Source organism: Gordonia jinhuaensis (assembly GCF_014639795.1).
GTDB classification, from domain to species: domain Bacteria; phylum Actinomycetota; class Actinomycetes; order Mycobacteriales; family Mycobacteriaceae; genus Gordonia_B; species Gordonia_B jinhuaensis.
In genome coordinates this window covers 94433-121212 of record NZ_BMGC01000008.1, presented here as the reverse complement: position 1 = coordinate 121212, position 26780 = coordinate 94433, and the positions used below count along the sequence as shown (strand labels likewise).

At 66.3% G+C, this 26780-nt stretch carries 27 protein-coding genes, 1 tRNA gene and 1 other RNA gene; 17 read left to right on the top strand and 12 right to left on the bottom strand.

The window, feature by feature from the left end:
* A complete protein-coding gene (gene gluQRS / locus IEW22_RS08045; protein WP_188586085.1) occupies window positions 1-921 on the bottom strand; it encodes a tRNA glutamyl-Q(34) synthetase GluQRS in 921 nt (306 codons plus the stop codon).
* Between the two features lie 94 nt (window positions 922-1015).
* Here gluQRS and IEW22_RS08040 point away from each other — a divergent pair, with 94 nt between their 5' ends.
* Together IEW22_RS08040 and IEW22_RS08035 are read left to right on the top strand one after the other, a co-directional pair.
* Window positions 1016-2056 carry an ATP-dependent DNA ligase gene (locus IEW22_RS08040; protein ID WP_188586084.1) on the top strand — a complete coding sequence of 347 codons (1041 nt, stop codon included), beginning with the start codon at window positions 1016-1018 and terminating at the stop codon, window positions 2054-2056.
* Window positions 2056-3096, top strand: coding sequence for a DNA polymerase domain-containing protein (locus IEW22_RS08035; RefSeq protein ID WP_188586083.1), 1041 nt, complete (start codon window positions 2056-2058; stop codon window positions 3094-3096). Before IEW22_RS08040 ends, IEW22_RS08035 begins: the two co-directional genes overlap by 1 nt.
* A 13-nt stretch (window positions 3097-3109) precedes the next feature.
* On the opposite strand, the gene IEW22_RS08030 is transcribed toward IEW22_RS08035, so the two are convergent.
* Genes IEW22_RS08030 through IEW22_RS08015 form a run of 4 tightly spaced genes read right to left on the bottom strand, consistent with a single transcriptional unit; the run spans window position 3110 to window position 4951 of the window.
* Window positions 3110-3481, bottom strand: a complete 372-nt coding sequence (locus IEW22_RS08030) for a VOC family protein (protein WP_188586082.1) — start codon at window positions 3479-3481, stop codon at window positions 3110-3112.
* Window positions 3478-3939: an NUDIX domain-containing protein gene (locus IEW22_RS08025; RefSeq protein WP_188586081.1), complete on the bottom strand. Its 462-nt coding sequence runs from the start codon at window positions 3937-3939 to the stop codon at window positions 3478-3480. The genes IEW22_RS08030 and IEW22_RS08025 overlap by 4 nt, the downstream gene beginning before the upstream one ends.
* A 39-nt stretch (window positions 3940-3978) precedes the next feature.
* Complete coding sequence (locus tag IEW22_RS08020) at window positions 3979-4470, bottom strand: DUF2231 domain-containing protein (RefSeq protein WP_188586080.1); 492 nt, start codon at window positions 4468-4470, stop codon at window positions 3979-3981.
* A gap of 4 nt (window positions 4471-4474) precedes the next feature.
* Window positions 4475-4951, bottom strand: coding sequence for a Rieske (2Fe-2S) protein (locus tag IEW22_RS08015; protein WP_188586079.1), 477 nt, complete (start codon window positions 4949-4951; stop codon window positions 4475-4477).
* 163 nt (window positions 4952-5114) lie between these two features.
* Between IEW22_RS08015 and IEW22_RS08010 the strand changes: the two genes are divergently transcribed.
* Complete coding sequence (locus IEW22_RS08010; RefSeq protein ID WP_188586078.1) at window positions 5115-6053, top strand: quinone oxidoreductase family protein; 939 nt, start codon at window positions 5115-5117, stop codon at window positions 6051-6053.
* Window positions 6054-6068: 15 nt separating this feature from the next.
* Here IEW22_RS08010 and IEW22_RS08005 read toward each other — a convergent pair whose 3' ends face one another.
* Entirely contained in the window at window positions 6069-6500 is a 432-nt protein-coding gene (locus IEW22_RS08005; RefSeq protein ID WP_188586077.1) for a MarR family winged helix-turn-helix transcriptional regulator, read from the bottom strand.
* Window positions 6501-6673: 173 nt separating this feature from the next.
* On the opposite strand from IEW22_RS08005, the gene IEW22_RS08000 reads away from it, so the two are divergent.
* Window positions 6674-7303 (top strand): DUF6611 family protein, encoded by a 630-nt coding sequence (locus IEW22_RS08000; RefSeq protein ID WP_188586076.1) that lies wholly within the window; start codon window positions 6674-6676, stop codon window positions 7301-7303.
* A 350-nt stretch (window positions 7304-7653) separates the two neighbouring features.
* Window positions 7654-8652, top strand: coding sequence for a hypothetical protein (locus IEW22_RS07995; protein WP_188586075.1), 999 nt, complete (start codon window positions 7654-7656; stop codon window positions 8650-8652).
* On the opposite strand, the gene mhpA is transcribed toward IEW22_RS07995, so the two are convergent.
* A complete protein-coding gene (gene mhpA / locus IEW22_RS07990; RefSeq protein ID WP_188586074.1) occupies window positions 8639-10219 on the bottom strand; it encodes a bifunctional 3-(3-hydroxy-phenyl)propionate/3-hydroxycinnamic acid hydroxylase MhpA in 1581 nt (526 codons plus the stop codon). The genes IEW22_RS07995 and mhpA overlap by 14 nt on opposite strands.
* Before the next feature lie 369 nt (window positions 10220-10588).
* On the opposite strand from mhpA, the gene IEW22_RS07985 reads away from it, so the two are divergent.
* A complete protein-coding gene (locus tag IEW22_RS07985; RefSeq protein ID WP_188586073.1) occupies window positions 10589-11707 on the top strand; it encodes a cellulase family glycosylhydrolase in 1119 nt (372 codons plus the stop codon).
* 40 nt (window positions 11708-11747) lie between these two features.
* Here the strand turns inward: IEW22_RS07985 and IEW22_RS07980 are convergent.
* Window positions 11748-11836 (bottom strand) — tRNA-Ser (locus tag IEW22_RS07980).
* Between the two features lie 107 nt (window positions 11837-11943).
* On the opposite strand from IEW22_RS07980, the gene ffs reads away from it, so the two are divergent.
* The 5 genes from ffs to IEW22_RS07955 all read left to right on the top strand — a co-directional run bounded on the left by ffs (window position 11944) and on the right by IEW22_RS07955 (window position 18378).
* Window positions 11944-12038, top strand: an RNA gene (gene ffs, locus IEW22_RS07975) — signal recognition particle sRNA small type.
* 84 nt (window positions 12039-12122) lie between these two features.
* The gene (locus IEW22_RS07970) at window positions 12123-13403 is read left to right on the top strand and encodes a PLP-dependent aminotransferase family protein (RefSeq protein WP_188586072.1); all 1281 of its coding nucleotides are present in this window, start codon (window positions 12123-12125) and stop codon (window positions 13401-13403) included.
* A gap of 8 nt (window positions 13404-13411) precedes the next feature.
* On the top strand, window positions 13412-14731 hold the full coding sequence (locus IEW22_RS07965) for a glycosyltransferase 87 family protein (RefSeq protein WP_229742301.1): 1320 nt from the start codon (window positions 13412-13414) through the stop codon (window positions 14729-14731).
* Between the two features lie 164 nt (window positions 14732-14895).
* Window positions 14896-16161 carry a glycosyltransferase 87 family protein gene (locus IEW22_RS07960; protein WP_188586071.1) on the top strand — a complete coding sequence of 422 codons (1266 nt, stop codon included), beginning with the start codon at window positions 14896-14898 and terminating at the stop codon, window positions 16159-16161.
* Between the two features lie 9 nt (window positions 16162-16170).
* A complete protein-coding gene (locus IEW22_RS07955; RefSeq protein ID WP_188586070.1) occupies window positions 16171-18378 on the top strand; it encodes a DNA polymerase III subunit gamma and tau in 2208 nt (735 codons plus the stop codon).
* A 42-nt stretch (window positions 18379-18420) separates the two neighbouring features.
* Here IEW22_RS07955 and IEW22_RS07950 read toward each other — a convergent pair whose 3' ends face one another.
* On the bottom strand, window positions 18421-19746 hold the full coding sequence (locus IEW22_RS07950) for a class I SAM-dependent methyltransferase (protein WP_188586069.1): 1326 nt from the start codon (window positions 19744-19746) through the stop codon (window positions 18421-18423).
* Window positions 19743-21161 (bottom strand): FAD-binding protein, encoded by a 1419-nt coding sequence (locus tag IEW22_RS07945; RefSeq protein ID WP_373284152.1) that lies wholly within the window; start codon window positions 21159-21161, stop codon window positions 19743-19745. Before IEW22_RS07945 ends, IEW22_RS07950 begins: the two co-directional genes overlap by 4 nt.
* A 274-nt stretch (window positions 21162-21435) precedes the next feature.
* Here IEW22_RS07945 and IEW22_RS07940 point away from each other — a divergent pair, with 274 nt between their 5' ends.
* The 6 genes from IEW22_RS07940 to IEW22_RS07915 are packed head-to-tail and all read left to right on the top strand — an operon-like array spanning window position 21436 to window position 24737.
* Window positions 21436-21873: an SRPBCC family protein gene (locus IEW22_RS07940; protein ID WP_188586068.1), complete on the top strand. Its 438-nt coding sequence runs from the start codon at window positions 21436-21438 to the stop codon at window positions 21871-21873.
* A gap of 4 nt (window positions 21874-21877) precedes the next feature.
* Window positions 21878-22816, top strand: coding sequence for a pseudouridine synthase (locus IEW22_RS07935; protein WP_229742300.1), 939 nt, complete (start codon window positions 21878-21880; stop codon window positions 22814-22816).
* Window positions 22797-23153: a hypothetical protein gene (locus tag IEW22_RS07930; RefSeq protein WP_188586067.1), complete on the top strand. Its 357-nt coding sequence runs from the start codon at window positions 22797-22799 to the stop codon at window positions 23151-23153. Before IEW22_RS07935 ends, IEW22_RS07930 begins: the two co-directional genes overlap by 20 nt.
* Window positions 23154-23204: 51 nt before the next feature.
* Entirely contained in the window at window positions 23205-23531 is a 327-nt protein-coding gene (locus IEW22_RS07925; protein WP_188586066.1) for a YbaB/EbfC family nucleoid-associated protein, read from the top strand.
* 7 nt (window positions 23532-23538) lie between these two features.
* Window positions 23539-24150, top strand: a complete 612-nt coding sequence (gene recR, locus IEW22_RS07920) for a recombination mediator RecR (RefSeq protein ID WP_188586065.1) — start codon at window positions 23539-23541, stop codon at window positions 24148-24150.
* Window positions 24147-24737, top strand: a complete 591-nt coding sequence (locus IEW22_RS07915; protein WP_373284151.1) for a uridine kinase family protein — start codon at window positions 24147-24149, stop codon at window positions 24735-24737. Before recR ends, IEW22_RS07915 begins: the two co-directional genes overlap by 4 nt.
* A gap of 5 nt (window positions 24738-24742) precedes the next feature.
* Here the strand turns inward: IEW22_RS07915 and IEW22_RS07910 are convergent, their stop codons facing one another.
* Window positions 24743-25504: a type 1 glutamine amidotransferase gene (locus IEW22_RS07910; RefSeq protein WP_229742299.1), complete on the bottom strand. Its 762-nt coding sequence runs from the start codon at window positions 25502-25504 to the stop codon at window positions 24743-24745.
* A complete protein-coding gene (locus IEW22_RS07905; RefSeq protein WP_188586064.1) occupies window positions 25501-26778 on the bottom strand; it encodes a Mur ligase family protein in 1278 nt (425 codons plus the stop codon). Before IEW22_RS07905 ends, IEW22_RS07910 begins: the two co-directional genes overlap by 4 nt.
* Window positions 26779-26780: the final 2 nt, after the last annotated feature.

Here is a 26780-nt window from a genome sequence, read left to right as displayed (position 1 = left end):
CTAGTCCTCGACGAGCTGCGGCGGTTCGAAGATCCACGGCTCGCGGGGGAGTCGCTGCGGCGAGAAGCGTTGTAGCAGAGCCTGTGTGGACACCGGCTCGCCAGGACTGGCGAGCCCGAGCGATTCGGCCATCAGTGACACCACCTGTGCGGTGGTAATTCCTGCGGCGTGCAGATCCGACAGTGTCACCGCGCCATCTCGTTTGGCCAACCGGATGTGATCGGTGTTGAGCACCATCGGCACGTGTGCGTACACCGGTGGCCTGATGCCCAGCAACGTCGCCAGATAGGCCTGCCGCGGTGCAGACGAGAGCAGGTCGTCGCCGCGCACCACCTGATCGACACCTTGTGCGCCGTCGTCGACCACCACCACCAGGTTGTAGGCGTAGGTCCCATCGCCGCGTACGAGGACGAAGTCGTCCATGGTGCCGGTCTGGGCACCGTGCAACTCGTCGGTGACGGTGAATGTGTCGGTGTCGCTGAGGAGCCGGATCGCCGGCCGCCGCCCGGAGGCACGTCGCGCCGCGCGCTCGGCCTCTGTGAGATGCCGGCAGGTTCCGGGATAGGCGCCCGGAGGGGAATGCGGCGCAGACGGTGCCTCGAGGATCTCCCGGCGGGTGCAGAAGCATTCGAAGGTGCGTCCGACCGACATCAGCTCCGTGACGACCCCGGCGTAGACGTCGAGCCGAGACGACTGCCGCATCTCGGGCGGATCCCAGTCCAGCCCGATAGCGGCCAGGTCGTCGCGCTGACGTTCAGCGGCACCGTCCGCGGTGCGGTCGAGGTCTTCGAAGCGGAGCCGGAAGTGGCGTCCGCTGCTGCGGGCGAACAGCCAGGCGAGCAGGGCGGTGCGCAGGTTGCCGATGTGCAGATCACCCGAGGGGGAGGGGGCGTATCGGCCGGCGCCGATCGAATCGACCATGACGCTCGCGACTCTACCCGGCTCGCGAGTGCTCGCGTTGACCCGTTTTCGCCCGCGGCGACACAGCATGGCTGTTCGATGTCACGATGGAAACGTGGACCTGCCGGTGATACCCCAGATCGCGCCGATGCTCGCCAAAGCGGTGCCTCAGATCCCCGATGCCGGCGACTGGTCGCATGAACCCAAGTGGGATGGGTTCCGGGCGATCATCTACCGCGACGGCGACGAGGTGGTGATCGGCTCGCGCGGCGGCAAGGATCTGGCGCGCTACTTCCCGGAGGTGATCGCCGCGGTGCGCGAGGAGTTGCCCGAGCGGGTGGTCCTCGACGGTGAACTGGGCGTACCCGTCGTGGTCGACGGAGTGCGGCGACTGGACTGGGATTCGTTGAGCCAGCGGATACATCCGGCCGACTCCCGCGTGCAGATGCTCGCCGAGGCCACGCCGGCGATGTTCATCGGCTTCGATGCGCTCGCATACGGCGACCGCGCTTTGCTCGACGAGCCGTTCGCCACGAGACGATCGGTGCTCGAGTCGGCGATCTCCTCGGCACCCGGGCGGACCTGCCGCGTCACGCGGGTCACCTCCGATCACGCCGAGGCGCAGTCGTGGTTCTCCGAGTTCGAGGGTGCGGGCCTCGACGGTATCGTCAGCAAACGACTCGAGTCGGCCTACCTGCCGGGCAAACGTGAGATGTTCAAGATCAAACACAAGCGCACCGCCGACTGCGTGATCATCGGATATCGGATCCACAAGAGCGGGAAGGGAATCGGGTCGGCGCTGCTGGGTCTGTATGCCGACGACGGCACCATGCGGATGGTCGGCGGCTCGAGTGCCTTCTCCGACCGCATGCGCATCGAACTACAGCAGCTACTCGAACCGATGCGCATCGATCCCGACAACGTCGCACCAGGCGAACCGAGCCGATGGAAACCCAAGGGCTCCTCGGAGTGGATACCGATCCGACCCGAACTGGTCGCCGAATTCGGCTACGACCAGATGGAGGGCGGGCGTTTCCGCCACACCGTCCGCTTCCTGCGGTGGCGCCCGGACCGCGATCCGCGCAGCTGCGGATACGACCAGCTCGAGGTTCCGCTGACCTTCGATCTCGATGATGTGCTGGAAGGATCGCGCTGATGGCCTCACGTTCGCCCGCCGAGGAACTCGACGTCGATGGGATCAGTGTGCGAATGTCCAACCCGGACAAGATCTATTTCCCTGAACTCGGCGAGAAGGGCGGGCGCAAGCGGGACCTCGTCGGCTACTACCGGCAGGTGGCCCTGTCGGGGGCGATCATGACGGCGGTGGCAGGTCGCCCGACATTTCTGCAACGGTTCCCCGACGGCATCACCGGCGACGAGATCTACCAGAAGCATGCGGCCAAGAAGTTGCCCGACCACGTGGCCACCACGCGCATCACGTTCCCGTCGGGGCGAACTGGTGATGCGATCTGCCCCCGTCACCCCGCCGATGTGGTGTGGGCCGCAAACCTGGGCACGGTGACCTTCCATCCCTGGCCGACAACGGATCCCGACAACGACCATCCCGACCAGTTGCGTATCGACATGGATCCCCAGCCGGGAACCGATTTCGACGACGCCCGTCGGGTGGCGATCGATCTGCTGCGGCCAGTCCTCGACGAGCTCGGACTGCGCGGATACCCCAAAACCTCCGGTGGTCGCGGAGTGCACGTGTACGTGCCCATCGAGCCCAGATGGGATTTCATCCAGACACGCCATGCCGCAATCGCACTGGCGCGAGAACTCGAACGCCGCGATCCCAAGGCGGTGACCACCTCGTGGTGGAAAGAGGACCGCGGGCAACGGATCTTCATCGACTTCAACCAGAATGCCCGCGATCGCACCATGGCCTCGCCCTATTCGGTGCGCAAGTCGGCGACGGCGCGGGTGTCCACACCGGTAACCTGGGAGGAACTCGCCGACGTCGATCCGCTCGACTGCACCATCGCCACCGTCCCGGGATTGCTCGCCGACCGTGGCGATCCGATGTCCGACATCGGCCGACAGCGTGGATCGTTGCAGCCCTTGATGGACTGGGTGGATCGCGACCGCGAGGCAGGTCTGCCAGATATGCCGTATCCGCCGAGTTATCCGAAGATGCCCGGCGAACCCAAGAGGGTGCAGCCCAGCCGCGACACCGATCGCAGACGCGACTGAGCCGAGCGGCTCCTCATGTCTCGTCGACCAGACAGAACGGGTGGCCGGCGGGGTCGAGGAAGACGCGGAAGTGGTCGTGGTCCTGACCGGCGACCTTCCGCCCGCCGATCCGCAACACGTCGGCCTCGCCGGTGTCGAGGCTCTCCACCAGCACATCGAGATGGAATTGCTGGCTGCCGTATTCGTCGGGGAAAGTCGGCGGCGAATGATGTGGTGAGAGTTGAAATGCCAGTTTCGTGGCGGCCATTCCGCAGTCGAGTTCCACCCAGTCGTCGTCCGCGCCGGACTCCTCGGAGAGTTCACCGCCGAGCAGCTGCTGGTAGAACGTGGCCAGTCCTCGCGGGTCACGCGTGTCGAGAACCACCGATGCCACAGATCCGATCATGTGATGCCCTCCTCGAGCCGATCGATGAACGGGCGTTGTCCGGTCACCAACTTGCTGCGTGCCTCACCCGTCGTGAACCATTCAACGCGATCGATTTCGGGAAAGCTCGTGAATGATCCCGAACCGCGGGGCCATTCGAGGTCAAAGGTGTTTGAGGTGGCGGTCGCCGGATCCAGCTCGCCGCACATCGCATAGGCGTGGATGCGTTTCCCGCTCGGCTGGCGCAGTTCGCCGAGATCGATCGGTGTCCCGTCGGGCGGCCGGTGCCCGGTCTCCTCCTCGAACTCGCGCCGTGCCGCATCCCACGCCGACTCGTCGGGCTGGTACTCACCTTTGGGGATCGACCACGCTCCGTCGTCCTTGCGCGCCCAGAACGGGCCACCGGGATGGCCGAGGAGAACCTCGATGCCCGTGTCGGTCTCGCGGTAAAGCAGCAGTGCGGCGCTGAAAGCGACCATGACAGCAGCCTATTCGCTCGTCGGGTACTGCCACACCGATCAGCCGGTGTAGCTGACCGAACCGTCCGGATTCCACCGAGCTTTCGCGCCCTGTTCGCCGGTTTCGTATGCCAGCCACACACTCACGCAGGCGACGACGACGAGGATCACCGCGGCGACGCCACCGAGCACGCGGCCCTGCGATCGTGACGAGATGATCACCGCGAGTACGGCGATCACGAAGAAGACGATCATCGCGATGAACAGCTTGTCGCCCCACTCCTGATGTCGGTCGACGACTGTGCCGGTGACGTTGCCCTCGATCTGGTCGGACATGGCCCGTTTGAGGTGTTCGCCGCTCTCCTTGGCCACATACACACTCACGGTCGCCACCGCGGTCAGCACCACCAGCGGCCACCGCAGCACACGCCGCCAGCGGGGCACCAGGAAACCGACCGCGAGTAACGCCGACAGCGGCACGAAGACCACCGCGGTGTGCACCACCAGCGAGTGGACCGGGAGCCCGTTGACCTCACCGAAGATCGAACTCATCGGTTCAGGCCACGGTGATCGCGTCGCCGGTCACCGTGATCTGTGTGGCGCGCAGACCGCTGGTCGCCGGACCGGTGATCACATGCCCGTCGTCGACGGAGAACTCGCTGCCGTGGCAGGGGCAGATGATCTTGCCGCCGGTGATATCGGAGACAAGGCATCCCTGATGCGGGCAGACCGCCGAGAACGCCTTGAACTCACCGGCGCTCGGCTGGGTCACCACCACCTTCTCCGATTTCACGACCACGCCGCCGCCGACGGGGACCTGCGAGGTCTGCGCGAGTGCCGAACCCCCGCCCGAGCCGCTTCCTGCCGTGGTGTCCGAGGAGCTACCGCTGTCGTCGGATCCGCATGCCGCCAGGGCTGCTGCACCCGCGATGGCTGCTGTCGCGCCGCCCAACGCTCGTCGGCGTGAGATGGACACTCCCGTCGCGTTGCTTCTCGGGGTGGTGGCGTCGGTGGTGCTCACCTGATGGGTCATCGATCCTCCTGCGGGGGTGTCGCTTGGGAGCCATGATGCCAAACCGCACTCATGTCCCACTGTCTGTTGCCCGTCAACGCCTTGCATGAGTTCGTAGTACGAACTATATTATGATTCGTAGAACGAACTACATGTCGATCGCGCCGAGCCGAAGGAGACGGGCATGAAAGCAGCCGTGGTAGAGACGTTCGACGCGCCACCCCGCTACGGCGAGTTCGCCGAGCCGAGAGTCGAGGGCGAGCATGAGATGCTCGTGGACGTACTCGCCGCCGGACTGCATCACCGCGTGCGATCGCAGGCGAGCGGTAGTCACTACACGAGTTCTGGTGTGTTGCCGTTGATTCCGGGTGTCGATGGGGTCGGTAGATCCCCAGACGGGGAACTGCGATATTTCGTGCTGCCGCACACTGCCTTCGGGTCGATGGCCGACAAGACCGTGATCGATCTGAGGCGCAGTGTGCCGTTGGCTGCTGATGTCGACCCGGCGGCGATCGCCGCCGCGGCTAATCCGGTGATGTCGTCATGGATCGCGCTACGACATCGGGTGGACTTCACCCCGGGGATGACAGTGATGGTGTTCGGTGCCACCGGCAGCTCGGGGCGCCTGGCGACGCAGGTTGCCCGGCGTCTGGGTGCCGGGCGGGTGGTCGCGGTCGGACGCGACGCGCGCAAGCTCGCTGCGCTGGACGTGGACGCGACGATCGATCTCAGCGCGGCGTCCGCCGATCATCGGCTGGCCACGGAGGGCGCGGAGGCCGACGTGGTCCTCGATTACCTGTGGGGTCCGGTCACCGCCCGCGCGTTGCGGGCGATCGTTCCCGCACGCACCGACGATCAACGGCAACTCACCTGGATCGAGATCGGATCGATGGCCGGGGCCGAGTCGGCCATCCCCTCGGCGGCACTGCGCGCCACCCGGTTGTCGTTGGTCGGCAGTGGGCAGGGCTCGGTCGCACCCGGCGACATCGTCGCCGATCTGGGTGATATCGCGAGTGAGATCGCTTCGGGTGCTTACCATCTCGATGTCCGGAAGGTGCCACTGTCACAGGTCGAGTCGGCATGGGAGGCCACCGACGATGCGCGCGTGGTCCTGATCCCCTGACCCAGACGCCTGAGGTCACCGATCCCGGTCGCTCGTCTCGGGGGTGTGCGATGCGACGACTCGGTCGAGCAGGGCGCGTAGCGTGGCCCGATCCTGCCTCGACAGGGGAGCGATCAGCGGTATCAGCGCGTCTGCAACGTCGTCGGCGACACGTCCGGCCAGCTCGGCCCCGTCCTCGGTGAGCACCACTTCGACCACCCGGCCGTCCTGTGCGCTCGGCGCGCGGGTGAGCAGTCCTCGTGCGGCGGCCCGGTCGATCAGTCCGCTCAGCGTGGAGCGTTCGAGGCCGAGGAAGTCGGCGAGTTCGGAGATGCGCAGTCGTCGGTCGCGGAGGATGCCCAGTGTCCGCAGCTGCGTGAGCGACAGATCATGCGCCGCGGCAACCCGATTCAGGACCGCGGTGGTGGCGAACGACATCTGGACGAGTCCATCGGTCAGAGACTCCATGAGACAGATCGTAATCGACGTGATTCGTATGACGAACCATCGTGGGCGTGCCCACCGCCCGCCCGCATGAACAAGACGGTGGCATCAACAAGACGTCAAGATCGAGGCGCAACGCGTAAGGAGTGCGTCAGCACGTGACCTCCTCGCACGTTCGGCGAGGTGAACTCGTCGGTATGAGTCTTGTGGATCTCGACGGGTTCGGACAGCACAGTGCCGGCGAGGGCGATCAGCCGTCCCGGCCCCGCAGCGTCAAGGGTGGGGGCACAGGTCGGCCCGGCGCCGACGCCACCGGCTGTCGCACCGTATGGGGCAGTTACCAGGTGGGACTGATGCGCTACGGCATGGTGCGGCGGCGTCTCGTGGTGTTCCCGCCGGGTGCCGATCGTGACGAGCGGCGCGCCATCCGGGTCTGGCTGTCCTCGGCGCTGTGGGCCCCGCTCGCGTCGATCGTCGTTTTCATCGGTCTCGGTACCTGCCATGTGGACGCCTACCTCGGTCTGTGTGCGGCGATCGCGGTCGGTGTGGGCGGCTGGATGTGGGCCCGGCACCGTGCCGCCGCCGTGCGGTCGGGAGTCCGGATGATCGAGTCGATGGTCGTGCCGAGTGCGACCGACGCCGGTGGCCGCGCCCGCGAACAGCAGATCCGACGCTGGGTCACCGAGCTGCGTGCCGCCGACTCGGGGCTGGCTGACGGCTCACTGAGCCCGGCTCAGCACGAATGCGTGTGGAATCGTGTCCACGCCGAGATCGACGTGGCGCTGGCGACTCCGATTGTCGGGCAGGTGGTTCGGGGTCGCCGCTGACCCGGCAGGCAGCGGGTGAACTCAATCGTGGCGAAGAGCACTCTCGAACAGACACGCTCTGAGAGCACGCACGCCCGTAGGAACACAGGCATACAAGAGAAAACACAGGCATACAAGAGAACCTGCAAGCGAGGAATGTCCGCCGCCGACGAGGACCTTTGCGGGCATTCGTAACCAAAATGACGATTGTTCGAGCGCGTCACTGTTGATGCCTCTTCGAGATCTCCTCGGTACCAAGTCCGACGTCGTCGGGACGAGGATGGAGCAGTGGCCGTCGGTGCCCGGCGCCGATCACCTGTCGCCTGTAGCGATATGGTGTTTTTCGGGTCACGTCGTGGTGGGAGACCCTCGTGAGGCATTTTCTCGTTGTGGTGGTTGTCGCTGTCGGCTTGGCGGCTGGTGTTCAGGCGCCCGCGTCTGCGGTGAGCGTCGCCTACGGCTTTTCGCTGGGTGGTGAGGTGATCGCTCCTGGATGGATGACGCCGCAGCGCTTGGCCGAGTTGTCGACAATCCTGAAAGGATTCGGACCACGCTACGTGCGCGTGGAGATTTCAACTGCCGAACCATATGCACAACAGGCCGCGACGATTTCGGCTGTGCGCAATTCCGGGGCGATTCCGGTGGCGCTGTTGACCTCTCGGTCCAGCAATTTGGCGGCAACTACTCCGGACCCGCAGAGTTTTGCGGACTTCGCGAAGAGTGTCGCCCAGCGATTTGGCGGCAGCGTCGACTATTACGAGATCCTCAACGAGGTGAATACCGGCGCATTCTGGGCCGGTTCGCCGTATGTGGCGCCCGACCCTGTGGAATACGGCAAGATCCTGGTGGCGTCATCGGCGGCAGTCAAAGCCGCCGATCCCGGCGCCAAGATCCTATCGACGTCACCAGCTCCCACTGGTGACGGGTTGTTTTCGCAGTCGCCCACCACGTGGTATCGCAATCTATGGGCGCAGCCAGGAGTGCCGGCCGCCGTCGACATCGCCGGGACCCACGTCTACTGGATGGACTACGGGACAGGTGCGCTGCGGGCGCCGGACACCAACGAGCCGAGCGGCTTCGGCGCTGTCTCATCGATCAAGACGATAACGGCCAGACCGGTGTGGGTGACCGAGACTGGGGTGTCGACTTGTTCGGGTTCGGACAACTGCACGACACAGGCAGACCAACTCTCCTACTTGCAAAAGGCGGTCGGTCTCTTCTCATCCCAGGGAGCCGCCTCGGCAGTCTTCTTCTACACCGCCCAGGATGCGAGCCCCGACGACACCCGTGAGTACCGCTTCGGCGTGGTCGATTACAACGGTGTCGACAAGCTGGCCGCTCCGTGGATCAGGACTCTCATGCACCAGTGATCGCCGGGACGCTGGTCGACAGACGATCGCGGTACTGGCGGGCGAGAGCGGGGAGATCGTCGGGCCTCGCCACTGCGCCGAAGACGTAGTGGTCGGGGCGCACCAGCATCGCGGCGACTCCGCCCGCACCGAACCACTGCGACCAGGCGCCGGTCGGGTCGGTGAGTGTCGTCGGCGCGGCGATGCCCGAGCCGGCCTCCTCGCCGAAGCGCACCGTGCGGACGTCGGCGCCGGCCAGCTCCGCGATCGTCGCCGCGACGTCAGCGGACACCTCGACTCCCGGGGCGATCACCACGGTGGCTCCCTGTCCCACCACGTCGTCGAGCAGTGCGGTCGCGGCGCCCGAGCCCACCGGGAATTGCGGCGCGGTGGTGCCGCGCAATGCGGCGATGTCGATGCCGTCGGCGAGCACGCCGGCGCCCAGCACGGGCAGTGCGGTGACCGGCAACACCCGCGCCGGGTCGGCCTCGCCGGCGATCATCCGCCTGTCGCGGGCCGCAGCCGCGTCGGGATCGAGAACGCAGATGACCTTGCCCAGTTCCACCGACATGGCGATCGCGTACTGCAGATGCTGCTTGCGCTCGCTGGTGTAGGTGTCGAGCAGGTCCGTACGCGAATCGCCGCGCAGAACCCGGTCGAGTTTCCAAGCGAGGTTGGCCGCATCGCGCATACCCGAGCACATCCCCTGGCGGGCGAACGGCGGCATCTGGTGTGCGGAATCGCCTGCGAGGGCAAGGCGGCCGCGGTTCCACTGGTCGGCATACCGAGCGGCGAAGGTGTAGACGGCATGCCGTTCGAGCACCGTGTTCTCGGGTGTGCGACCCCACTCGGACAGCAGCTCCCATGCGCGTTGGGAGGTGTCGAGTTCCTCTCGGGTCTCGTGGGGCAGCCGCATGAACTCCCAGCGGCGGCGGCCCGGGCCGCCCGACACCACGGTGGTCGGCCGGGTGGGATCGCACAGCTGCCAGTTCTGCGGAGACCAGATCGCATCGTCGGTGGGTTGTGTGTCGACGATCAACCAGTCGAAGAAGAAGCCCTCGTCGTGCATGGCGGTGTGCATCTGCGAGCGCACGAAGCTGTTCGCGCCGTCGCAGCCGATCACGTATCGCGCGCTGAAGCTGCGGTCGTCGGCGGAGGTGACCGTCACCGAATCGACGCCCTCATCGAGACCGGTGACCTCCACACCGCGCATGAGCGTGACGGTCTCCATCGCGTCGACCGCCTCGGAGAGCACCTTCTCGATGTTGGGCTGGGAGAAGAAGCTCGCCATCGGCCACCCGGACAGACCGGGCTGCGACCAGTCCATGCTCACCAGGATGTCGCCGTCGGCGTTTCGCCATTCGTAACAGTCGGTGACCGGCCCGGAGACCGCCCTGACCTCCTCGGTCAGCCCCATCGACTGGAACATCCGGCCGATCTCGTCGTCGAAGTGAACTGCACGCGGCAGCGGATACGGCTGTGGCCAGCGTTCCAGAACTGCCACCGAGTGACCGCCGAGGCCGAGTAGCCGCGCCAGCGACAGGCCCACCGGGCCGGCTCCCACGATGACGACGTCGACTGTGTTCACGGCTGCACCTGCCAGGATCGGGGTGAATTAATCATGATGATTAGGTCTAGCACGGTGTAACTCGGATCACAACCAGTAATCGACTGTGATCCAGCGCGCGGCATGTCGCACCGTGTGGTGGCCGCGGAGTGTCATCGCGTCGTATTGACGAAAATCGTCAAGAACGGGCAGAAATGGATAGGGATCGGGTAAGCCTCACTTCGTATCCATCGCCGTTATCGTATCGAGATAGTTACGTGATGCATACCCGGGTCTGCCGGGGGCAGACTGGTTCAGTACACCCAAGTATCTGACACCGAGTGTCTGGTCGGGAACGCTCAAGTGAATGGCATTTTCTGTCAGCGCATTTCGTCGATTCGCGCCGGTTCGTTGGCGATCGTCGGCGGGGGAGGGTTGTACATGTCGCAACGATTGACCATCGCTTGGCGAGCGGTTTCCCAGCGAATGATCGTCACTATTCTTGCGGCCGTTGTGGTGATGGTGGGAGGTGTACATACCGCCAAAGCCTCAGCGGCGACTCAGGCCTACGGATTCTCGCTTGGTGGGGAGATGGTGACGCCAGATTGGACGTCGCCCGCGAAGCTCGCTGCGTTGACCGGCGTCCTCAAGTCGTTTGGCCCGAAGTACGTGCGAGTCGAGATCTCGACAAATGAGCCACCCGCTGCTCAGGCGGCAGCGATAGACGCGGTGCGCGCATCGGGTGCAACCCCACTGGTGCTGCTGGCGTCGCTGACTCCGGCATTCACGCCGACAGTTCCAGATCCCACGGACTTCGCCGACTTCGCCAAGTCTGTCGCGCAGCGATTCGGCAGCCAGGTGGGCTACTACGAAATCCTCAATGAGCAGAACGTCGGCTTGAACTGGAGTGGCCTGCCCGCCTCGCCACCCGATCCGGTCGGATATGCGAAGGTCCTCGTCGCTGCATCGGCAGCGATCAAAGCCGCGAATCCGTCAGCCAAGATCCTGTCGTCGTCACCAGCCCCAGCCGCTGACGCGATCGCATCGGAATCGCCACAGACGTGGACCGACAGGGTGTGGTCGCAACCGGGAGTGCCTGAGGCAGTCGACATCGTCGGCGCGCATGTGTACTGGATGGACTACACCACCGGGACTCTGCGCCCACCGGACACCGAGGAACCGAGTGGGTTCGATGCTGTTGCATCGATGAAGGCGAGCACGGGGAAACCTGTGTGGGTCACGGAGACTGGATTCTCCACCTGCGTGGGCTCGGACAACTGCACGACGGAGGCCAACCAGTTGGCCTATCTCCAGAGCGCGATGCGGCTCTTCGCAGACCAAGGCGCAGCATCGGTGGTGATGATCTTCAGGCCAGTCGACCAAAGTCCTGTCAACGACCGCGAGGCGCGTTTCGGCGTGGTCCACTACGACGGCACCGACAAGACCGCGGCGCCCTGGGTGCGCACGCTGATGAGCGGAACAGGCACCGGCAGCGGAAGCGGATCGATCGCGGGCATCTTCGGATCCTGAGACGACAGATCCCCGGCCGCTGGTGCGACCGGGGATCCGTTGGCGGAGGATGGGGGATTCGAACCCCCGAGGGCTGTTAACCCAACCCGCGTTCCAGGCGAGCGCCATAGGCCACTAGGCGAATCCTCCAACGCACCGAATGATACGGGTCGAGTGCCGGGCGTCCAAAAGCGCACCGGCCCGCGCATGCGGAGACCGGGTGGCTCCGGCCCGGCGGACGACCGTCTACACTCTCTTACGGATCCCGCGCGGCGTGCATCCTGTGAACTCCCCCAGGGCCGGAAGGCAGCAAGGGTCAGCGGGCTCTGACGGGTGCGCGGGGTCCCCTACAACTTTTCCGGGGCTCATCCGCCGCAGACACCGGCCGCGCGGAGGCGTGGGCGCCACCAGCAGGGGCGCGCGGCGAGAGGACACCGTGAACTATCAGTCGATGGGATCCGAGAGCCTCACGCAGGTGCGTGACGAGCTCGCCGATGCCTACCAGCAACTGCTCGCCGCTGGTCTCTCGCTCGACATCACCCGCGGCAAGCCCTCACCCGAACAGCTCGATCTGTCCAACGACCTGCTCTCCCTGCCCGGTGAGCACTATCTGGACTCGCGTGGCACCGACACCCGCAACTACGGCGGCGATCTGGGCCTACCCGATCTGCGCGCGATCTTCGCCGAGATCGTCAACGTCGCGACCGACAACATCATCGCCGCGGGCAACGCGAGCCTGGAACTGATGCACGACGCGACGATCTTCTCCCTCCTGCACGGGACTCCCGACTCCCTCGACCCCTGGGCGCATCAGGGCACCATCAAATTCCTGTGCCCGGCGCCGGGTTACGACCGCCACTTCGCGCTCACCGAGAGCCTGGGCATCGAGATGATCACCGTGCCGATGCTGCCGAACGGCCCCGACGTCGACGCCTGCGCCGAACTGGTGGCCTCCGATCCGGCCATCAAGGGCATGTGGGCGGTGCCGACCTATTCGAACCCGACCGGTGTCACCTTCGACCTCGACGTGACCACTCGACTCATGTCGATGCCGGCGGCCGCACCGGACTTCCGGATCTACTGGGACAACGCCTACGTCGTGCACACCCTCGTCGACGAGGCGCCCACACCGCATCCGGTGCTCGAGATCGCCGCGAAGGCGGGGCACCCCAACCGCCCGTACGTGTTCGCCTCGACCTCCAAGATCACCTTTGCCGGCGCCGGGGTGTCGTTCTTCGCCTCGTCGACGGAGAACATCGACTGGTATCGCCGGCATTCATCGGTCAAGTGGATCGGCCCCGACAAGGTCAACCATCTGCGGCATGTGCAGTTCTTCGGCGACGCCGAGGGGGTGCGGGCGCATATGGCCCGTCATCGTGAACTCCTGGCACCGAAGTTCCGTCTGGTCAACGAGATCTTCACCGATCGCCTCGCCGATTCGAAGGTCGCCTCGTGGACTGATCCCGAGGGTGGGTACTTCGTGAGCCTCGACGTGATCGACGGCACTGCCAAGCGTGTGGTCGAGCTGGCCAAGCAGGCCGGCATCGCGCTGACCGCCGCCGGATCGACGTTCCCCTACCTGCGCGACCCCTACGACCGCAACATCCGTATCGCGCCGACGATGCCGTCCATCGACGAGTTGCGGGTCGCGATCGACGGCGTGGCAACCTGCGTTCTGCTCGCGGCCGCCGACAAGTTGCTGGCCGCGCAGAAGTAGCGGGCCCGATGACACGGTTGTCGGTCGCGAGCCCCGCGATCGCAATTGATCGTCCCTCGGCCCGAGTACTGCCCTATCCCTGGATTCTCGCCGGCGCCTTCGTGATCGGCGCGGCGATCGCGCTCTGGGTCCAGCATCTCGTCGTCCCCCTCGGCCAGCCGTTCTGGGGGATGTTCGACAACCAGCTCGACCTGGGTGTCTACCGCGACGGCGCGCGGGTGGTCCTCGACGGGCAGAGCCTCTATCACGCGAAGCTGCTCGGCGTCATGGACTACACGTACACGCCGATCTCGGTGGTCATGTTCATGCCGTTCACGCTGATGCCGTTCGTCGCCGCCCAGGTGGTGTGGGTGACGCTCACCTTCGTGGCGCTGTATCTGACGGTGATGCTGTCGTTCCGCGCGCTCGGATACCGCGCGACGATGCCCCTGCGGGTGATCGCGGCGTGTCTGGTGGTGATCCTGACCCTGCTCGAACCGGTCCGCTCGACCATCTGGTTCGGCCAGATCAACGCCTTCCTGATGCTGGTGATCGTGTGGGATCTGACCCGTCCACGGGGATCGCGGTGGCGTGGCTTCTCTGTCGGGCTCACCGGCGGCATCAAGCTCACGCCACTGCTGTTCATCCCGTATCTGGTGTTCACACGGGACTTCAAGGCGGTACGTAACTCGCTGCTGACCTTCGTCGCGACCATCGCGGTGGGATTCGCCATCATGCCCGGCGAGTCGTGGACGTACTGGACACATTCGCTGATGGACTCCAACCGGGTCGGTGCGCCCAACACGCTGGGCAACCAGTCGTTGCGTGGGGCGATCGCGAACCTGGAGAACACCGCACACCCGAGTACCGCGCTGTGGATGGCGCTGGCCGTGGTGGCGCTGGTGGCGGCGTTCTTCGCCGCGACATGGGCCAGTCAGGTCGGGCGCGAACTGCTGGCCGTGACGATCATCGGGCTGGCGTCGGCGGTGGTGTCGCCGATGTCGTGGGGCCACCACTGGGTATGGGTGGTGCCGTTGACCGTGATCGGGATCGATCGGGTGGTCCGCTCCCGCACACTGGTGATGCGCATCGCCGCGGTCGTGGCGATCGTCGCGGTGTTCCTGGCGATGTTCGCCTGGCCGACGTATCTGCCGTATCCGATTCTCTACGTGCAGTGGTGGGTTCCCGACGCGTATCTCACCGGGACGTTCTTCCTCTCCTCACCGAGCTGGCTGCGGTGGTTCGTCTACGACCCCTACAACTGGGTCTTCGTGTTCACTGTGGTCGCGACCGTGGCGACGCTGTGGTGGACCCGCTCGAAGCAGAATTCCACGAATTCGATCAGCTGAATTCGACGACTGAATTCGGTCATCATGTGGGGGTGCAGTGGCGCCGGTGAATTTGTGGTTATGATCCTCACCGGACCATGGCAGAGGACATTGTGGCTGAGCACACCGCAGCTGCCGCGCATGCGCGGAGCGCTTCACCCAGAACCCATCGAAGTCTTTGGGTGGTGGGCATTTTCGTGGTGGCGGGGTTTGTCGCCCTTTACCTGCAGGTGACGTTCATCCCGTGGCACAGCCGGCCGTTCGGCTTGTTCCACAACCAGATTGACCTCGAGGTCTATCGCGCGGGAGCGCGGCATGTCCTGCATCGTCAGCCCGTGTACGACGGTCCGGTGCTCGGTCTGTTCATGTACACCTACAGTCCGTTCTCCACATTGGCGTTCATCCCACTGGTGCACATGTCCCATCACACCGCGGTGCTGGTGTGGAGTTCACTGACCGTGATCGCACTCGTCGCGTCGGTGTTGTTGTGTTTCAAAAGTTTCGGGTATCGGCTCAATTCCCGCACGTGGGTGTTGGCGATCGCGGTCGCCGCGGTGTGTTCGATGATGGAACCGGTGCGCACCACCGTGTGGTACGGCCAGGTCAACGTCGTGATCATGGCCTTGATCCTGTGGGACCTGCTGCGCCCTGGCGGGTCACGGCTTCAAGGCGTGATGGTGGGACTGACGGCCGGGATCAAGCTGACCCCGGCACTGTTCGCGGTGTACCTGCTGGCGATCAGACGGACACGCGCGGCGATCATCGCAGTCGTCGCAGGTGTACTCACGGTGGCCATCGGGGCGCTGGCGATGCCGAGGGCGTCGAAGAAGTTCTGGACCGAGACGCTCTGGGATTCGCGGCGGGTGGGTCCGGTGCGCGCCCCGAGCAATCAGTCGATCACGGGGGCGCTGGCCTCGATCCTGCGTACCGACTCCCCGCCCACGGGCCTGTGGCTGCTGCTGGCAGGGGTGGCGCTGGTGCTCGGGCTGACGGCTGCGGTGGTGGCCTACCGGCGCGGCGCGGCGGTGCTGGCGCTGGCCATCGTCGGCATGACCAGCACATCGGTGTCGCCGTTCAGCTGGGGTCATCACTGGGTGTGGTTCGTCCCGCTGGCCGCCCATCTGGTGCACCTGATGATCAGCGCGGTCGACAACGGCCGGTGGGTCCGTCTGGCCGCCGCGGTCGTGGCCTTCTGTGCGCTCTACGTCTCGGTGTTCCTGTGGAAGTCGCATTACCCGCATCCGCTGCAGGTGGGTACCGCCCACTTCCGGGAGTTCTACGCGATGGGCCTGTTCATGATCCCCACCCCGCCGCAGTGGCACTGGTTCAGCGCGCAGCCCTACCTGTGGGTGTTCGGTGTGACGTGTGTGGTGACGCTGCTGTGGTGGGGACCGTGGCGCTCGCCGGCGCGGCTCGCACAGGCCGCCCGTGCTGTCGGGGCACGCCGGTAGTCTGCACACGTGGCGCTCTATCGGACATATCGACCTGCGACGTTCGCCGAGGTCGTCGGCCAAGACCATGTGACCGACCCGCTGCGGCGTGCATTGGACACCGGGCGCATCAACCACGCCTACCTGTTCTCGGGTCCGCGCGGCTGCGGCAAGACATCATCGGCTCGCATCCTGGCGCGCTCGCTGAACTGCGAGCAGGGCCCCACGTCCACGCCGTGCGGGGTGTGCGATTCGTGTGTGGCCCTCGCCCCCGGCGGGCCGGGCAACCTCGACGTCGTCGAGCTCGACGCCGCGAGTCATGGTGGTGTCGACGACACCCGTGACCTGCGCGATCGTGCGTTCTTCGCGCCGGCGCAGTCGCGGTATCGCGTGTTCATCATCGACGAAGCCCACATGGTCACCAACGCGGGTTTCAACGCCTTGCTCAAGATCGTCGAGGAACCACCCGAGCACCTGATCTTCGTGTTCGCCACCACCGAGCCCGAGAAGGTCCTGCCGACCATCCGGTCGCGGACCCACCACTATCCGTTCCGTCTGCTGCCCCCGCCGGTGATGCGCGGGCTGCTCGAACGGATCGTGGCGCAGGAGGACGTGCGCGTCGATCCGGCGGTGTATCCGCTGGTGGTCCGCGCCGGCGGTGGGTCGCCGCGCGACTCGCTGTCGGTGCTCGACCAGTTGCTGGCCGGCGCCGGTGAGGACGGCGTCACCTACGACCGTGCGGTCGCCCTGCTCGGTGTCACCGACGTGGCGCTCATCGACGATGCGGTCAGTGCGCTCGCCGACTCCGACGGTGCGACGCTGTTCGGCACAGTGGAGCGGGTCATCAACGCCGGGCACGACCCTCGCCGTTTCGGTGTCGATCTGCTCGACCGCTTCCGTGACCTGATCCTGCTCAACGCTGTGCCCGACGCCGGCGAGCGCGGCCTGGTCGAGGTGCCCGAGGACGAGCTCGAGCGCATGCGCGGCCAGGTCGACCGGCTCGGGCTGGCCGCTCTCACCCGCTATGCCGAGACCGTGCACGCGGCGCTCGGCGAGATGCGGGGGACCACGTCGCCGCGGCTGTTGCTCGAGGTGCTCTGCGCCCGGCTCCTGTTGCCTGCCGCAGGCGACGGTGACGGAGCGCTGCTCCAGCGACTCGAGCGAGTGGAGCAGCAACTGTCGGGGGTGACCCCGAATGCGTTGCCCACGCCACCGGCCGTGCATTCCGGAGGTGCGCAGGTGGCCGATTCGGCGCCCGCCGCGCCGGCACCGACCGCCACCGGACCCGCACCCGCCGCTGCGCCCGATGAGCCGGCACCCAGGTACATCAGACCGTCTCAGCGCAAGGCGGATGAGGCCGTCCCGGCTCCGCCTCCCGTTCCCGAGGTCGCCACCCGGGCACCCGAGTCGGTGCGTGCGGAATCGGTAGTTGCCGCGCCGGTGTCCGAGCCCGATCCGATGCCCGAGCCCGAACCGGTCGCTGAGTCCGCGCCGCTCGCCGAACCCGAACCGCCAGTCGAACCGGAACCGCTAGCCGAACCGGAACCGCTAGCCGAGTCCGAACCGCTAGCCGAGTCCGAACCTGCGCCCGAACCGGAGCCGGTTGTCGACCCCGAACAAGAACCCGGGCCCGAGCAGCCGTCGACGTCGATCGACGCCGACGCGGTTCGCCAGGTGTGGCAGCAGGTTCGCGAACATGTGCGTGCACACGACAAGATCATCGAGGTGATGCTCTCGGACGCGGCGGTCGAACGCGTCGACGGACAGACGGTGGTGCTCAGTCACGTATCGCCGCCGTTGGTCGGGCGGCTGTCCTCGCCGCGCGGTACCGGTGTGCTCACGGCCGCCTTCGGTGAGGTGCTCGGCGGCGACTGGTCGGTGGAGGTCATCCACCGCACCGCCACCACACCGGCAGACGCACCGGCCGGACCGCGTTCGGCTGCCCCCGCGAAACAAGGATTCGTGCGTCCGAGTCGCGAGGGAGTTGCCCGGGAGGGGCAGCCCGCTGCGGCGGGCTCCGGCGAGACGGCCGGGTCGAGCGGTGACACACCCCCGCCGCCCGACGACGTCCCCGAGCCGGAACCGGTCTCCGACGACGACCTGACCGATGCCGAACGCGAGGAGATGATCGCCGGGGTGCACTCGGGTGAATCCGAGCTACGGAAGGATCCCGACGAGGTTGCCCTCGAGCTGCTCACCAGCGAACTGGGTGCACGGGTGGTCAACGAGCAGGGATAGCACCCGGGGTGCTGGTAGCACCCAGGGGTGCGAGGCGAACCGCTACGGCCGCCACCACGGGCGCAGCGGAACGTTGACCGATCCCTTGTCGTCGAGTTTGACCGCGAGCACCTGGTGCAGCTGAACGACGTTGCGCTCGAAGCCGATTCGGCAGCCGGCCATGTACAGGCCCCACAGGCGTGCCGTGCCCTCGCCGACCTCGGCGACCGCGGCATCCCAGTTCTCGAGGAGATTGGCGTTCCAGTCGCGCAGCGTCATCGCGTAGTGCTCGCGCAGATTCTCCTCGTGGATCACCTCCATACCGCCGATGTCCTGCAGTTTGGTGATGATGGTGCCCGAGCCGGTCAGCTCGCCGTCGGGGAACACATACCGGTCGATGAACGAACCGGCGCGCTTGTTCGCCTTGTTGTCGGGTCGGGTGATGCAGTGGTTGAGCAGCTTGCCGCCCACCCGCAGCTTGCCGCGGATGAAGGAGAAGTAGCCGGCGTAATTGGCCACGCCGATGTGCTCGGTCAGGCCGATCGACGACACCGCGTCGAAATCGCCCTCGGACACGTCGCGGTAGTCGCTGTAGCGGACCTCGGCGAGATCGGTGAGTCCTTCGTCGACGATGGCCTTCTGGGCCCATTCGGCCTGCTCACGCGACAGGGTCACGCCCAGCGCCTTCACACCCTGGCGTGCGGCATAGCGGACCATGCCGCCCCACCCGCAGCCGATGTCGAGCAGCCGGTCGCCGGGCTTGAGGTCGAGCTTCTCGAACACCAGGCGGTACTTGTTCTCCTGGGCTTGTTCGAGTGAGGCAGCACGCTCGGGATAGCAGGCGCAGGTGTAGGTCATCGACGGTCCGAGTACATACTCGTAGAACGTGTTCGACACGTCGTAGTGGTGATGGATCGCCTCGGCGTCACGAGTCTTCGAGTGCCGCAGGCCCTCGGCGATACGCCGCCACCGGGGCAGTGCCTCCTGGGGCGGCGGTGCGATCGGCTTGAAGTGCTCGAGTCCGAGTGAGCGGGTGATCGCGGCCAGTGTGCGCGCCGAGGGGCGTTTGAAACTCACGTCATCGGACAGTGCCCGCAGCGCCTCATAAGGATCGGCGGGATGCCCGCCGCGCAGCACCAGATCTCCGGAGATGTAGGCGCGGGCCAGGCCGAGGTCGCTGGGCGCGGTCACCAGATAGGTGGTGCCGCGCGGACTCACCAGATCGAGGCCGAACTGTGCGTCCTCGGGGCCGGCCGACGATCCGTCGTATGCGGTGACCCGGATGTTCAGATCGTCACCGGCCACCGCCTCGACGATCTGCGCGAGGGTCAGTTTTCCGGTGTCGGTGTGATCGATGGGGGCCGATGAGCCCGATTTGAAGGTTGTCACTGACGTTTCACCGCCTTGGCGTAGAGATCCAATAGCCGCGACGCGGGGTCGTAGCGCTTTTTCAGCAGGCGGTAGGTTTCTCCGCCGTAGAGTTGATCGAATTCGTCCTCATCGTAGAACGACTCCGAGTACAGCGATTTGTGTCCGTCGAGTTCGGACACACGTTTTTCGATTCGACGGTTGGTGTACCCCTCGGGTTCACCGGGCACTGTGGCAACCGCCGACCAGAAGCCGAAATTCACATAGGTGCGGCCGGGTTCGAGCGGATACAGCGGCCACGGACGTGCCGGGTCGGCGCCGGGAAGCAGCGGTTCCCGAAGTCGCAAGGGGCACAGCCAGATCGGCTCGATCGGAATGTTGTCGAGGAACCACTGAGCGAATGCGCTGGTGTTCTCCACCGGCACCTCGATGTCTTGGACCACGCGCTCCTGCGGGGGCTCGCCACGCCGCGCGGCGAGTTTGTCGCCGATGTTGTACCGATGGTCGTAGCCGATCAGCTTCCAGTAGAAGCTGCTGCGCAACAGGCGCTTTGGCCACCACCGACGGATCTTCGGGTTCTGCGCCCCGAATGCGCGCGAGCACCAGAACCAGTCGGTGTCCCAGCGCCACAGGTAGTCGGAGATGGTGAGCACGTCGCGTTTGGGGTGTGCGGTGTCGCCGTGCTGGATCGACCGGTAGTAGATGTCGAGTCCGGTGTAGTCGCTCGGTGAGCGGTGCGCGGTCTCGCTGGCCCGCCCGAGTACCAGGTAGCACTCGTCGGCGGTGAAGATCACGCCGTCGAGGTAGTCCACCTGTTCGTCCTGGTAAGTACGGTGCTCCACGATGTCGATCAGGCTGTCCTGCATGTCCTGCAGCGAGGTGAAGCGGACATGACGCAGTTCGACGAATGGCTTGACCTGCTCGAGCTTGATCTTCAGGCGTGTGGAATAGCCAAGCGTCCCATAGGAATTCGGGAAACCGAAGTAGAGGTCGGAGTTCTCGCCGTCGGGGGATGCGGTCACGATCTCGCCGGAGCCGGTGAGAATGTCCATTTCCAGGACCGACTCGTGGGGCAGTCCGTTGCGAAACGACGTGCTTTCGATACCGAGTCCGGTCACCGCGCCGCCGAGTGTGATGGTCTTGAGTTGCGGAACCACATAGGGCGCAAAGCCGTAACGCAGGGTCACGGCTACCAGATCCTCGTAGGTGCACATGCCGGCCACATCGGCGGTGCCCGCCTGCGGGTCGACCTCGATCACCCCGGACAGGCCCGAGACGTCGAGGCCGGGATAGGGATTTTTCGCGCGTGCCCGAAACAGGTTGGAGGTCTTCTTCGCCAGCCGGACGCGTCCGTCGGCCGGGATCGCGCGGTAACTGGCGAGTAGCCGTTCCACGCCTTCGGCGTATCCGGTTCGACCCAATTCCTGCGACGTCATCGGCTTCTCTCGCGCTCCCTCCGTGGTGCCGGTCGCCATACCCGCGAGCGGCACTGCGGCTCCGAGCCTATGTGGTCACCCGATACGTCGCCAACGGTGGGGACCTCATCGTGCGTGCCTGCGTCGGCAGGCGCCTTTCGTCTGAGGACCACGGCACCTCTCGCCTGAGGACCACGGTCATCTGGCAGGCTCGGTGGAAGATGTGCGGGCTCAGGGCCCGCCAGACAACGGACGAGCGCGACACACGCGCGCGAGAAGATGAGGTGGACGAGCGGTGGCCAAGGTCAATGCGACGCAGTCGGAGTACATCAACGCCGCACCGGATGCGGTGCTCGCAGCGCTCGAGGACTACAAGGAGGTGCGCCCGCAGATCCTGCCCGAGCAGTATCTCGACTACGGCGTGCTCGAGGGTGGCCACGGCGACGGAACCGTTGCCGTGTGGACTCTGCAGGCCACCTCGAAGCGGTCCCGCAATGTCAAGGCACATGTGACGGTGGCCGGCAACACCATCACCGAGACCGACGAGAACTCGTCGATGGTGACCACCTACACGGTCACCGAAGCAGGCACCGGCACCGAAGTCACCACCGAGACCAGCTGGAACGGCGCCGGCGGCGTGGGCGGATTCTTCGAGAAGACCTTCGCCCCGCTGGGACTGAAGAAGATCCAGGCATCGGTGTTGTCGAACCTGAAGTCGCGACTGGAGAGCTGATCCGGTGGCGCGTCGGCGCAGACCGTCGCCGCTGCCGCCCCGCGACGGCGTCGACGCGACGCGGGTGGTCCTGCGGGCCGGTCACACCAGCGTCGCCGAGGCGATCCTCGCAACGGCCTCGGGTGCCGAGGTGGGGATCGAGGGGCTGCGTCGGCGCGGTGAGCGCGGGGAGGTCGTCGATGCCGACGGGACGGTGGTCGACCTCGACGCGCCCGCCCGGGTGAACTCGTCGGTGTTCCTCTACCGCGACCTGCCCGACGAGGTCCCCATCCCGTTCGACCTGCCGATCCTGCACCGCGACGACAACATCGTGGTGGTCGACAAGCCCCACTTCCTGGCCACGATGCCGCGCGGTCGGCACGTGGTGCAGAGCGCGCTGGTCCGGCTGCGTCGCGAACTCGGCAGCGATGCGGTCGCCCCCGTACATCGACTCGACCGGCTCACGGCGGGAGTGCTGGTCTTCACCTTGCGCAAGCCGGTGCGCGAGCCGTATCAGCGACTGTTCGCCGAGCGTGCGGTGGTCAAGGAGTACCGGGCGCTGGCGCGGGCCGACGAGCGGCTGCGCAGTGGCGTCGAGGTGGCCAACCGCATCGACAAGACCGCCGGGGATCTGCGCGCCCGGCTGGTCGAGGGGCCGCCCAATGCGATCAGCCGGATCGAGCTCGTCGAGACGGTGTCGGATGGTCTCGGTGTCTACCGACTGTCGCCGTCGACAGGCCGCACCCATCAGCTGCGGGTCCACATGGCCGGTCTGGGCGTGCCGATCGTCGACGATCCGCTCTACCCGCAGGTGCGGCCGGATCTCGCGGCGCTCCCCGATGCCGGCGACTTCTCCCGCCCGCTGCGGTTGGTCGCACACCGGCTGAGCTTCACCGATCCGATCGACGGTGCGCACCGCGACTTCGTCAGTCATCATCGGGTGTGTGATCACCGCGAGTTATGACCGCCACGTCGACCTCGGCTGCGAGGTGCTGGTGTTCATCGATTCCGAGAGCGGTGACTGTCTGCAGATCCAGCGTGATCTGCCCGCTCTCGTCGATCCGGCGGCCCCGGGCGGCGCCGATGCGACGGGACGGTACTGCCTGACCACCGGCGTGGGCGCGCCGGTCTACGACGGCATCGAGGAGTGGCGTCGTCGCGACGATCTGTTCGAGTTCGCGCTGACCCCGCGAGCGGCCCGCATGTTCGGGGGCAACCCGTGGCTGGAGTTCCGGATCACCCCGATCGAGGGCAGCACCGTCGACGACATCGCCGAGCATCTGAGGCGACTCGTCGGCTGAACCGACGGCCTGCCGCGGCCGGATGTCGGCGGCGCACATTACGCTGGTGGGATGGATCCAGAGAATCCGATGGCCGACCTGCTCGCGCAGGCGCAGCAGATGCAGCAGCAGTTGATGGTCGTGCAGAACGAGATCGCATCGACGCAGATCACCGGGACCGCCGGCGGCGGTCTCGTGTCGGTCACCGGCAACGGTGTCGGTGAGATCACCGGGATCTCGATCGACCCGAAGGTGGTCGACCCCGACGACGTGGAGACCCTGCAGGACCTCGTGCTCGGTGCGCTCACCGATCTCGCCGGCAAACGTGAGGCCCTCACCGAGGAGAAGATGGGCCCGCTGACCGGTGGTCTCGGCGGCGGACTGCCCGGCCTGGGCTGACCCACGTATGTACGAAGGACCCATCCAGGATCTGATCGACGAGCTCGGCAAGCTGCCCGGGCTCGGTCCCAAGGGTGCTCAGCGCATCGCGTTCCACCTGCTGGCCGCGGAGAATGCCGAGACCAACAGGCTGATCGGCGCACTCACCCGGGTGCGTGACGACGTCACGTTCTGCGCCGAATGCGGAAACGTCTCCGCCGACCGGCTGTGCCGGATCTGTTCGGACGCCCGACGCGATGCGACCAAGATCTGTGTCGTCGAGGAACCCAAAGATGTGCTGGCCATCGAGCGCACGCGTGAGTTCGCCGGGCGCTACCACGTTCTCGGCGGAGCACTCGACCCGCTGTCGGGGATCGGCCCCGACCAGTTGCGTATCCGTGAGCTGCTGCGCCGCCTGGGCAATCAGGAGGACGGGGTGGACGTGAGTGAGGTGATCGTGGCGACCGATCCCAACACCGAGGGTGAGGCCACCGCGACATATCTGGTGCGCATGCTCAAGGACTTCCCGGGACTCTCGGTGACCAGACTCGCGTCGGGTCTGCCGATGGGCGGCGATCTGGAGTTCGCCGACGATCTCACTCTCGGCCGCGCCCTGTCGGGCCGTCGGGTCCTGGTATGACGACTGCCCCCGATACCTCCAGCGCCCCCGATGAAACGGTGACCGACGAGCCGTTGCGGTCGCAGGCAGCGATGCTCGCCGCCGAGATGACCACCGGCATCGTCGCGATCGACGGACCGTCGGGAGCGGGTAAGTCGACCTTCGCCGATCTGCTCGTCGAGGAACTCGCCGCACGCGGCACCGGGGTGGCGCTGGTGCGCACCGATCACTATGCGACGTGGGACAACCCGGCCGCATGGTGGCCGGATTTCGAGACCGAGATCATTCACCCGTTCCTGCGTCGTCGTGACTATGCCTACCGGCCACTGATGTGGGATGCCGACGGAATACCCACCCCGGGCGCGAAGACGATCATCCGCTGGCAGCCGCTGTTGGTGATCGAGGGTGTCACCTCGGCGCGCCGGCGTATCGCCGACCGGCTGACCCACTCGCTGTGGCTCGACGGCGGGGATGCCACCACCCGACTCGAGCGTGCGGTCGCCCGCGACGGAGAGATCAACCGCGACAACCTGATTCGCTGGCAGAACTTCGAGCGGGGCTGGTATGCGGTGGACGCAACTCGCGCCCGCTGCCGGATCGTCGACTAGATCGCTCAGCGCCGCGCGGCGGCCAGACGTTCCCTGCGCAGTTGTGTGACCTCCGGAAGATCCAGTGGCGCAAGTGAATCCACGCCGGTCGCGCGTGCGAGCAGCAGATCGGCGAGTTCGGGGTTGCGGGCGAGCGCCGGTCCGTGCATGTAGGTGCTGATCACCGATCCCTGCACCGCACCCTCGGTGCCGTCACCCACGCCGTTTCCGGTGCCGTGTTCCACCCGTGCCAGCGGGGCGGCGTCGGGTCCGAGAGTGCTTCCGCCGCGGTGGTTCTCGAACCCGGTGAGCGGTTGGGTGAGCCCGTCGAGCACGGGGCGGGTGGCCAGTTCGCCGATCGAGCGCGTGGCCTGCGGGGAGGTGGTGAGGTCGAGCATCGAGATGCCTTCCACACGTTCGCCCGCCGACGTCTCATACCAGTGACCGAGGACCTGGATCGCTGCGCAGATCGCCAGCACCGGTGCGCCGCGCTCGGCGGCACGCTGCAGGCCGGGATAGCGGCTCAGGTGGCGGGTGGCCAGCCGCTGGGCGTAGTCCTCGGCTCCGCCGAGGGTGTACACGTCGAGGGACTCGGGCACCGGATCGTCGAGGGTGATGGCGATGATCTGTGCGTCGATCCCGCGCATCAGCGCGCGCTGGCGCAGGACGAGCGCGTTGCCGCCGTCGCCGTAGGTACCCATCACGTCGGGCAGTACCAGCCCGATCCGCAGGGTGGACTCACCAGAACGCATCTCGGAGACATTGTCGCCCAGGATGTTCGCATTCATTCGCCGGTCCTCTCGCGTCGGATCGCGCGGTCCATCGCGACACCGAGGTCGCGGAATGCGGTGTAGTTGGCCAGTACCTCCACCCGGCCCGGCGGACAGGCGGCGATCGCCTTCATCGGGTCGGTGATCGTGGTGTGCTCGGCGCCGGCGTAGAGCAGTCGCACACCGAGGTCGGCGGCGCGCTCCCCGGCGGCGAACACCTGCATGGTCTCGAATTCCTCGAAGCGCACATCCCAGAGCCAGGAGAGATCTTCGCCGTCGGGAACCTGTCCGTTGACCGCGATCACCAGGCCGTCGGCGTCCTGGTCGATCATCGATAGTGCCTCCTGCCAGCCCGCCGGGTTCTTGGCCAGCAGCATGCGTACCGAGTGGTTGCCGATCTGCCGCACGCCGTAGCGTCCGGCCACCTCGCCGACGGTCTCTACTGCCGCAACGGCTTTCGCCGGGTCGGCACCCATGGCGACCGCAGCGGCCACCGCCTGCGTCGCATTGCCGCGGTTCGCGGTGCCCGGTACCGACAGGGTCATGTCGGCGACGAAACCGTCTGGGCCGTAGATCTTCTCGTCGTCGAACCACCATGCCGGCGTCGGGCGCCGGAAATCGGTTCCGCTGCTGTACCACTGGCCGTCGGCGCTACGCACGATCGGTTCACCCGAGCGCGGACAGCTCACCGAGTCACCGGCCCAGCCGCCGCCGGCGGCGACCCACACCACGTTCTGTGCGTCATAGGCGGCAGAAGTCACCAGCACGTCATCGCAATTGGCGACGATCGTTGCGCCCGGATGTGCGGTCACACCCTCGCGAAGGCGGCGTTCGATCATGTTGATCTCGCCGACCCGGTCGAGCTGGTCGCGCGAGAGGTTCAGCAGCACAATCACTTCCGGATCGGTGGCATCGGCGACATGGGGGGTGTGCAATTCGTCGACCTCGAGTGCCGCATAGGGCGCGGTCTGGTCGAGGGTGAGCGCGGCGATGATCCCGGCATCCATGTTGGCGCCGTCGGCCTGGGTCACCACGTCGCCGAGGCCGGCGAGTGCGGCGGCCGTCATCCGTGTGGTGGTGGATTTACCGTTGGTTCCGGTGATGAGTGCGGTGTGTTTGCCCGCGGCCAGCCGGTTCATGATCTTCGGGTCGATCTTCCACGCGATCAGCCCGCCGATCATCGACCCCTTGCCCCGGCCGCTGGTGCGTGACGCCCAACGGGCGGCCGATGCCGCGGTGAGGGCGGCTCGTGTGCGAACCGGCCGGTGAGCCACGTCAGACCGAGAAGACATGT

Coding starts and splice junctions, on each gene's coding strand:
- gluQRS (WP_188586085.1), bottom strand. CDS start 921: ATGGTCGATTCGATCGGCGCCGGCCGATACGCCCCCTCCCCCTCGGGT.
- IEW22_RS08035 (WP_188586083.1), top strand. CDS start 2,056: ATGGCCTCACGTTCGCCCGCCGAGGAACTCGACGTCGATGGGATCAGT.
- IEW22_RS08030 (WP_188586082.1), bottom strand. CDS start 3,481: ATGATCGGATCTGTGGCATCGGTGGTTCTCGACACGCGTGACCCGCGA.
- IEW22_RS08025 (WP_188586081.1), bottom strand. CDS start 3,939: ATGGTCGCTTTCAGCGCCGCACTGCTGCTTTACCGCGAGACCGACACG.
- IEW22_RS08020 (WP_188586080.1), bottom strand. CDS start 4,470: ATGAGTTCGATCTTCGGTGAGGTCAACGGGCTCCCGGTCCACTCGCTG.
- IEW22_RS08015 (WP_188586079.1), bottom strand. CDS start 4,951: ATGACCCATCAGGTGAGCACCACCGACGCCACCACCCCGAGAAGCAAC.
- IEW22_RS08010 (WP_188586078.1), top strand. CDS start 5,115: ATGAAAGCAGCCGTGGTAGAGACGTTCGACGCGCCACCCCGCTACGGC.
- IEW22_RS08005 (WP_188586077.1), bottom strand. CDS start 6,500: ATGGAGTCTCTGACCGATGGACTCGTCCAGATGTCGTTCGCCACCACC.
- IEW22_RS08000 (WP_188586076.1), top strand. CDS start 6,674: ATGAGTCTTGTGGATCTCGACGGGTTCGGACAGCACAGTGCCGGCGAG.
- IEW22_RS07965 (WP_229742301.1), top strand. CDS start 13,412: ATGACACGGTTGTCGGTCGCGAGCCCCGCGATCGCAATTGATCGTCCC.
- IEW22_RS07945 (WP_373284152.1), bottom strand. CDS start 21,161: ATGACGTCGCAGGAATTGGGTCGAACCGGATACGCCGAAGGCGTGGAA.
- IEW22_RS07925 (WP_188586066.1), top strand. CDS start 23,205: ATGGATCCAGAGAATCCGATGGCCGACCTGCTCGCGCAGGCGCAGCAG.
- recR (WP_188586065.1), top strand. CDS start 23,539: ATGTACGAAGGACCCATCCAGGATCTGATCGACGAGCTCGGCAAGCTG.
- IEW22_RS07915 (WP_373284151.1), top strand. CDS start 24,147: ATGACGACTGCCCCCGATACCTCCAGCGCCCCCGATGAAACGGTGACC.
- IEW22_RS07910 (WP_229742299.1), bottom strand. CDS start 25,504: ATGAATGCGAACATCCTGGGCGACAATGTCTCCGAGATGCGTTCTGGT.
- IEW22_RS07905 (WP_188586064.1), bottom strand. CDS start 26,778: ATGTCTTCTCGGTCTGACGTGGCTCACCGGCCGGTTCGCACACGAGCC.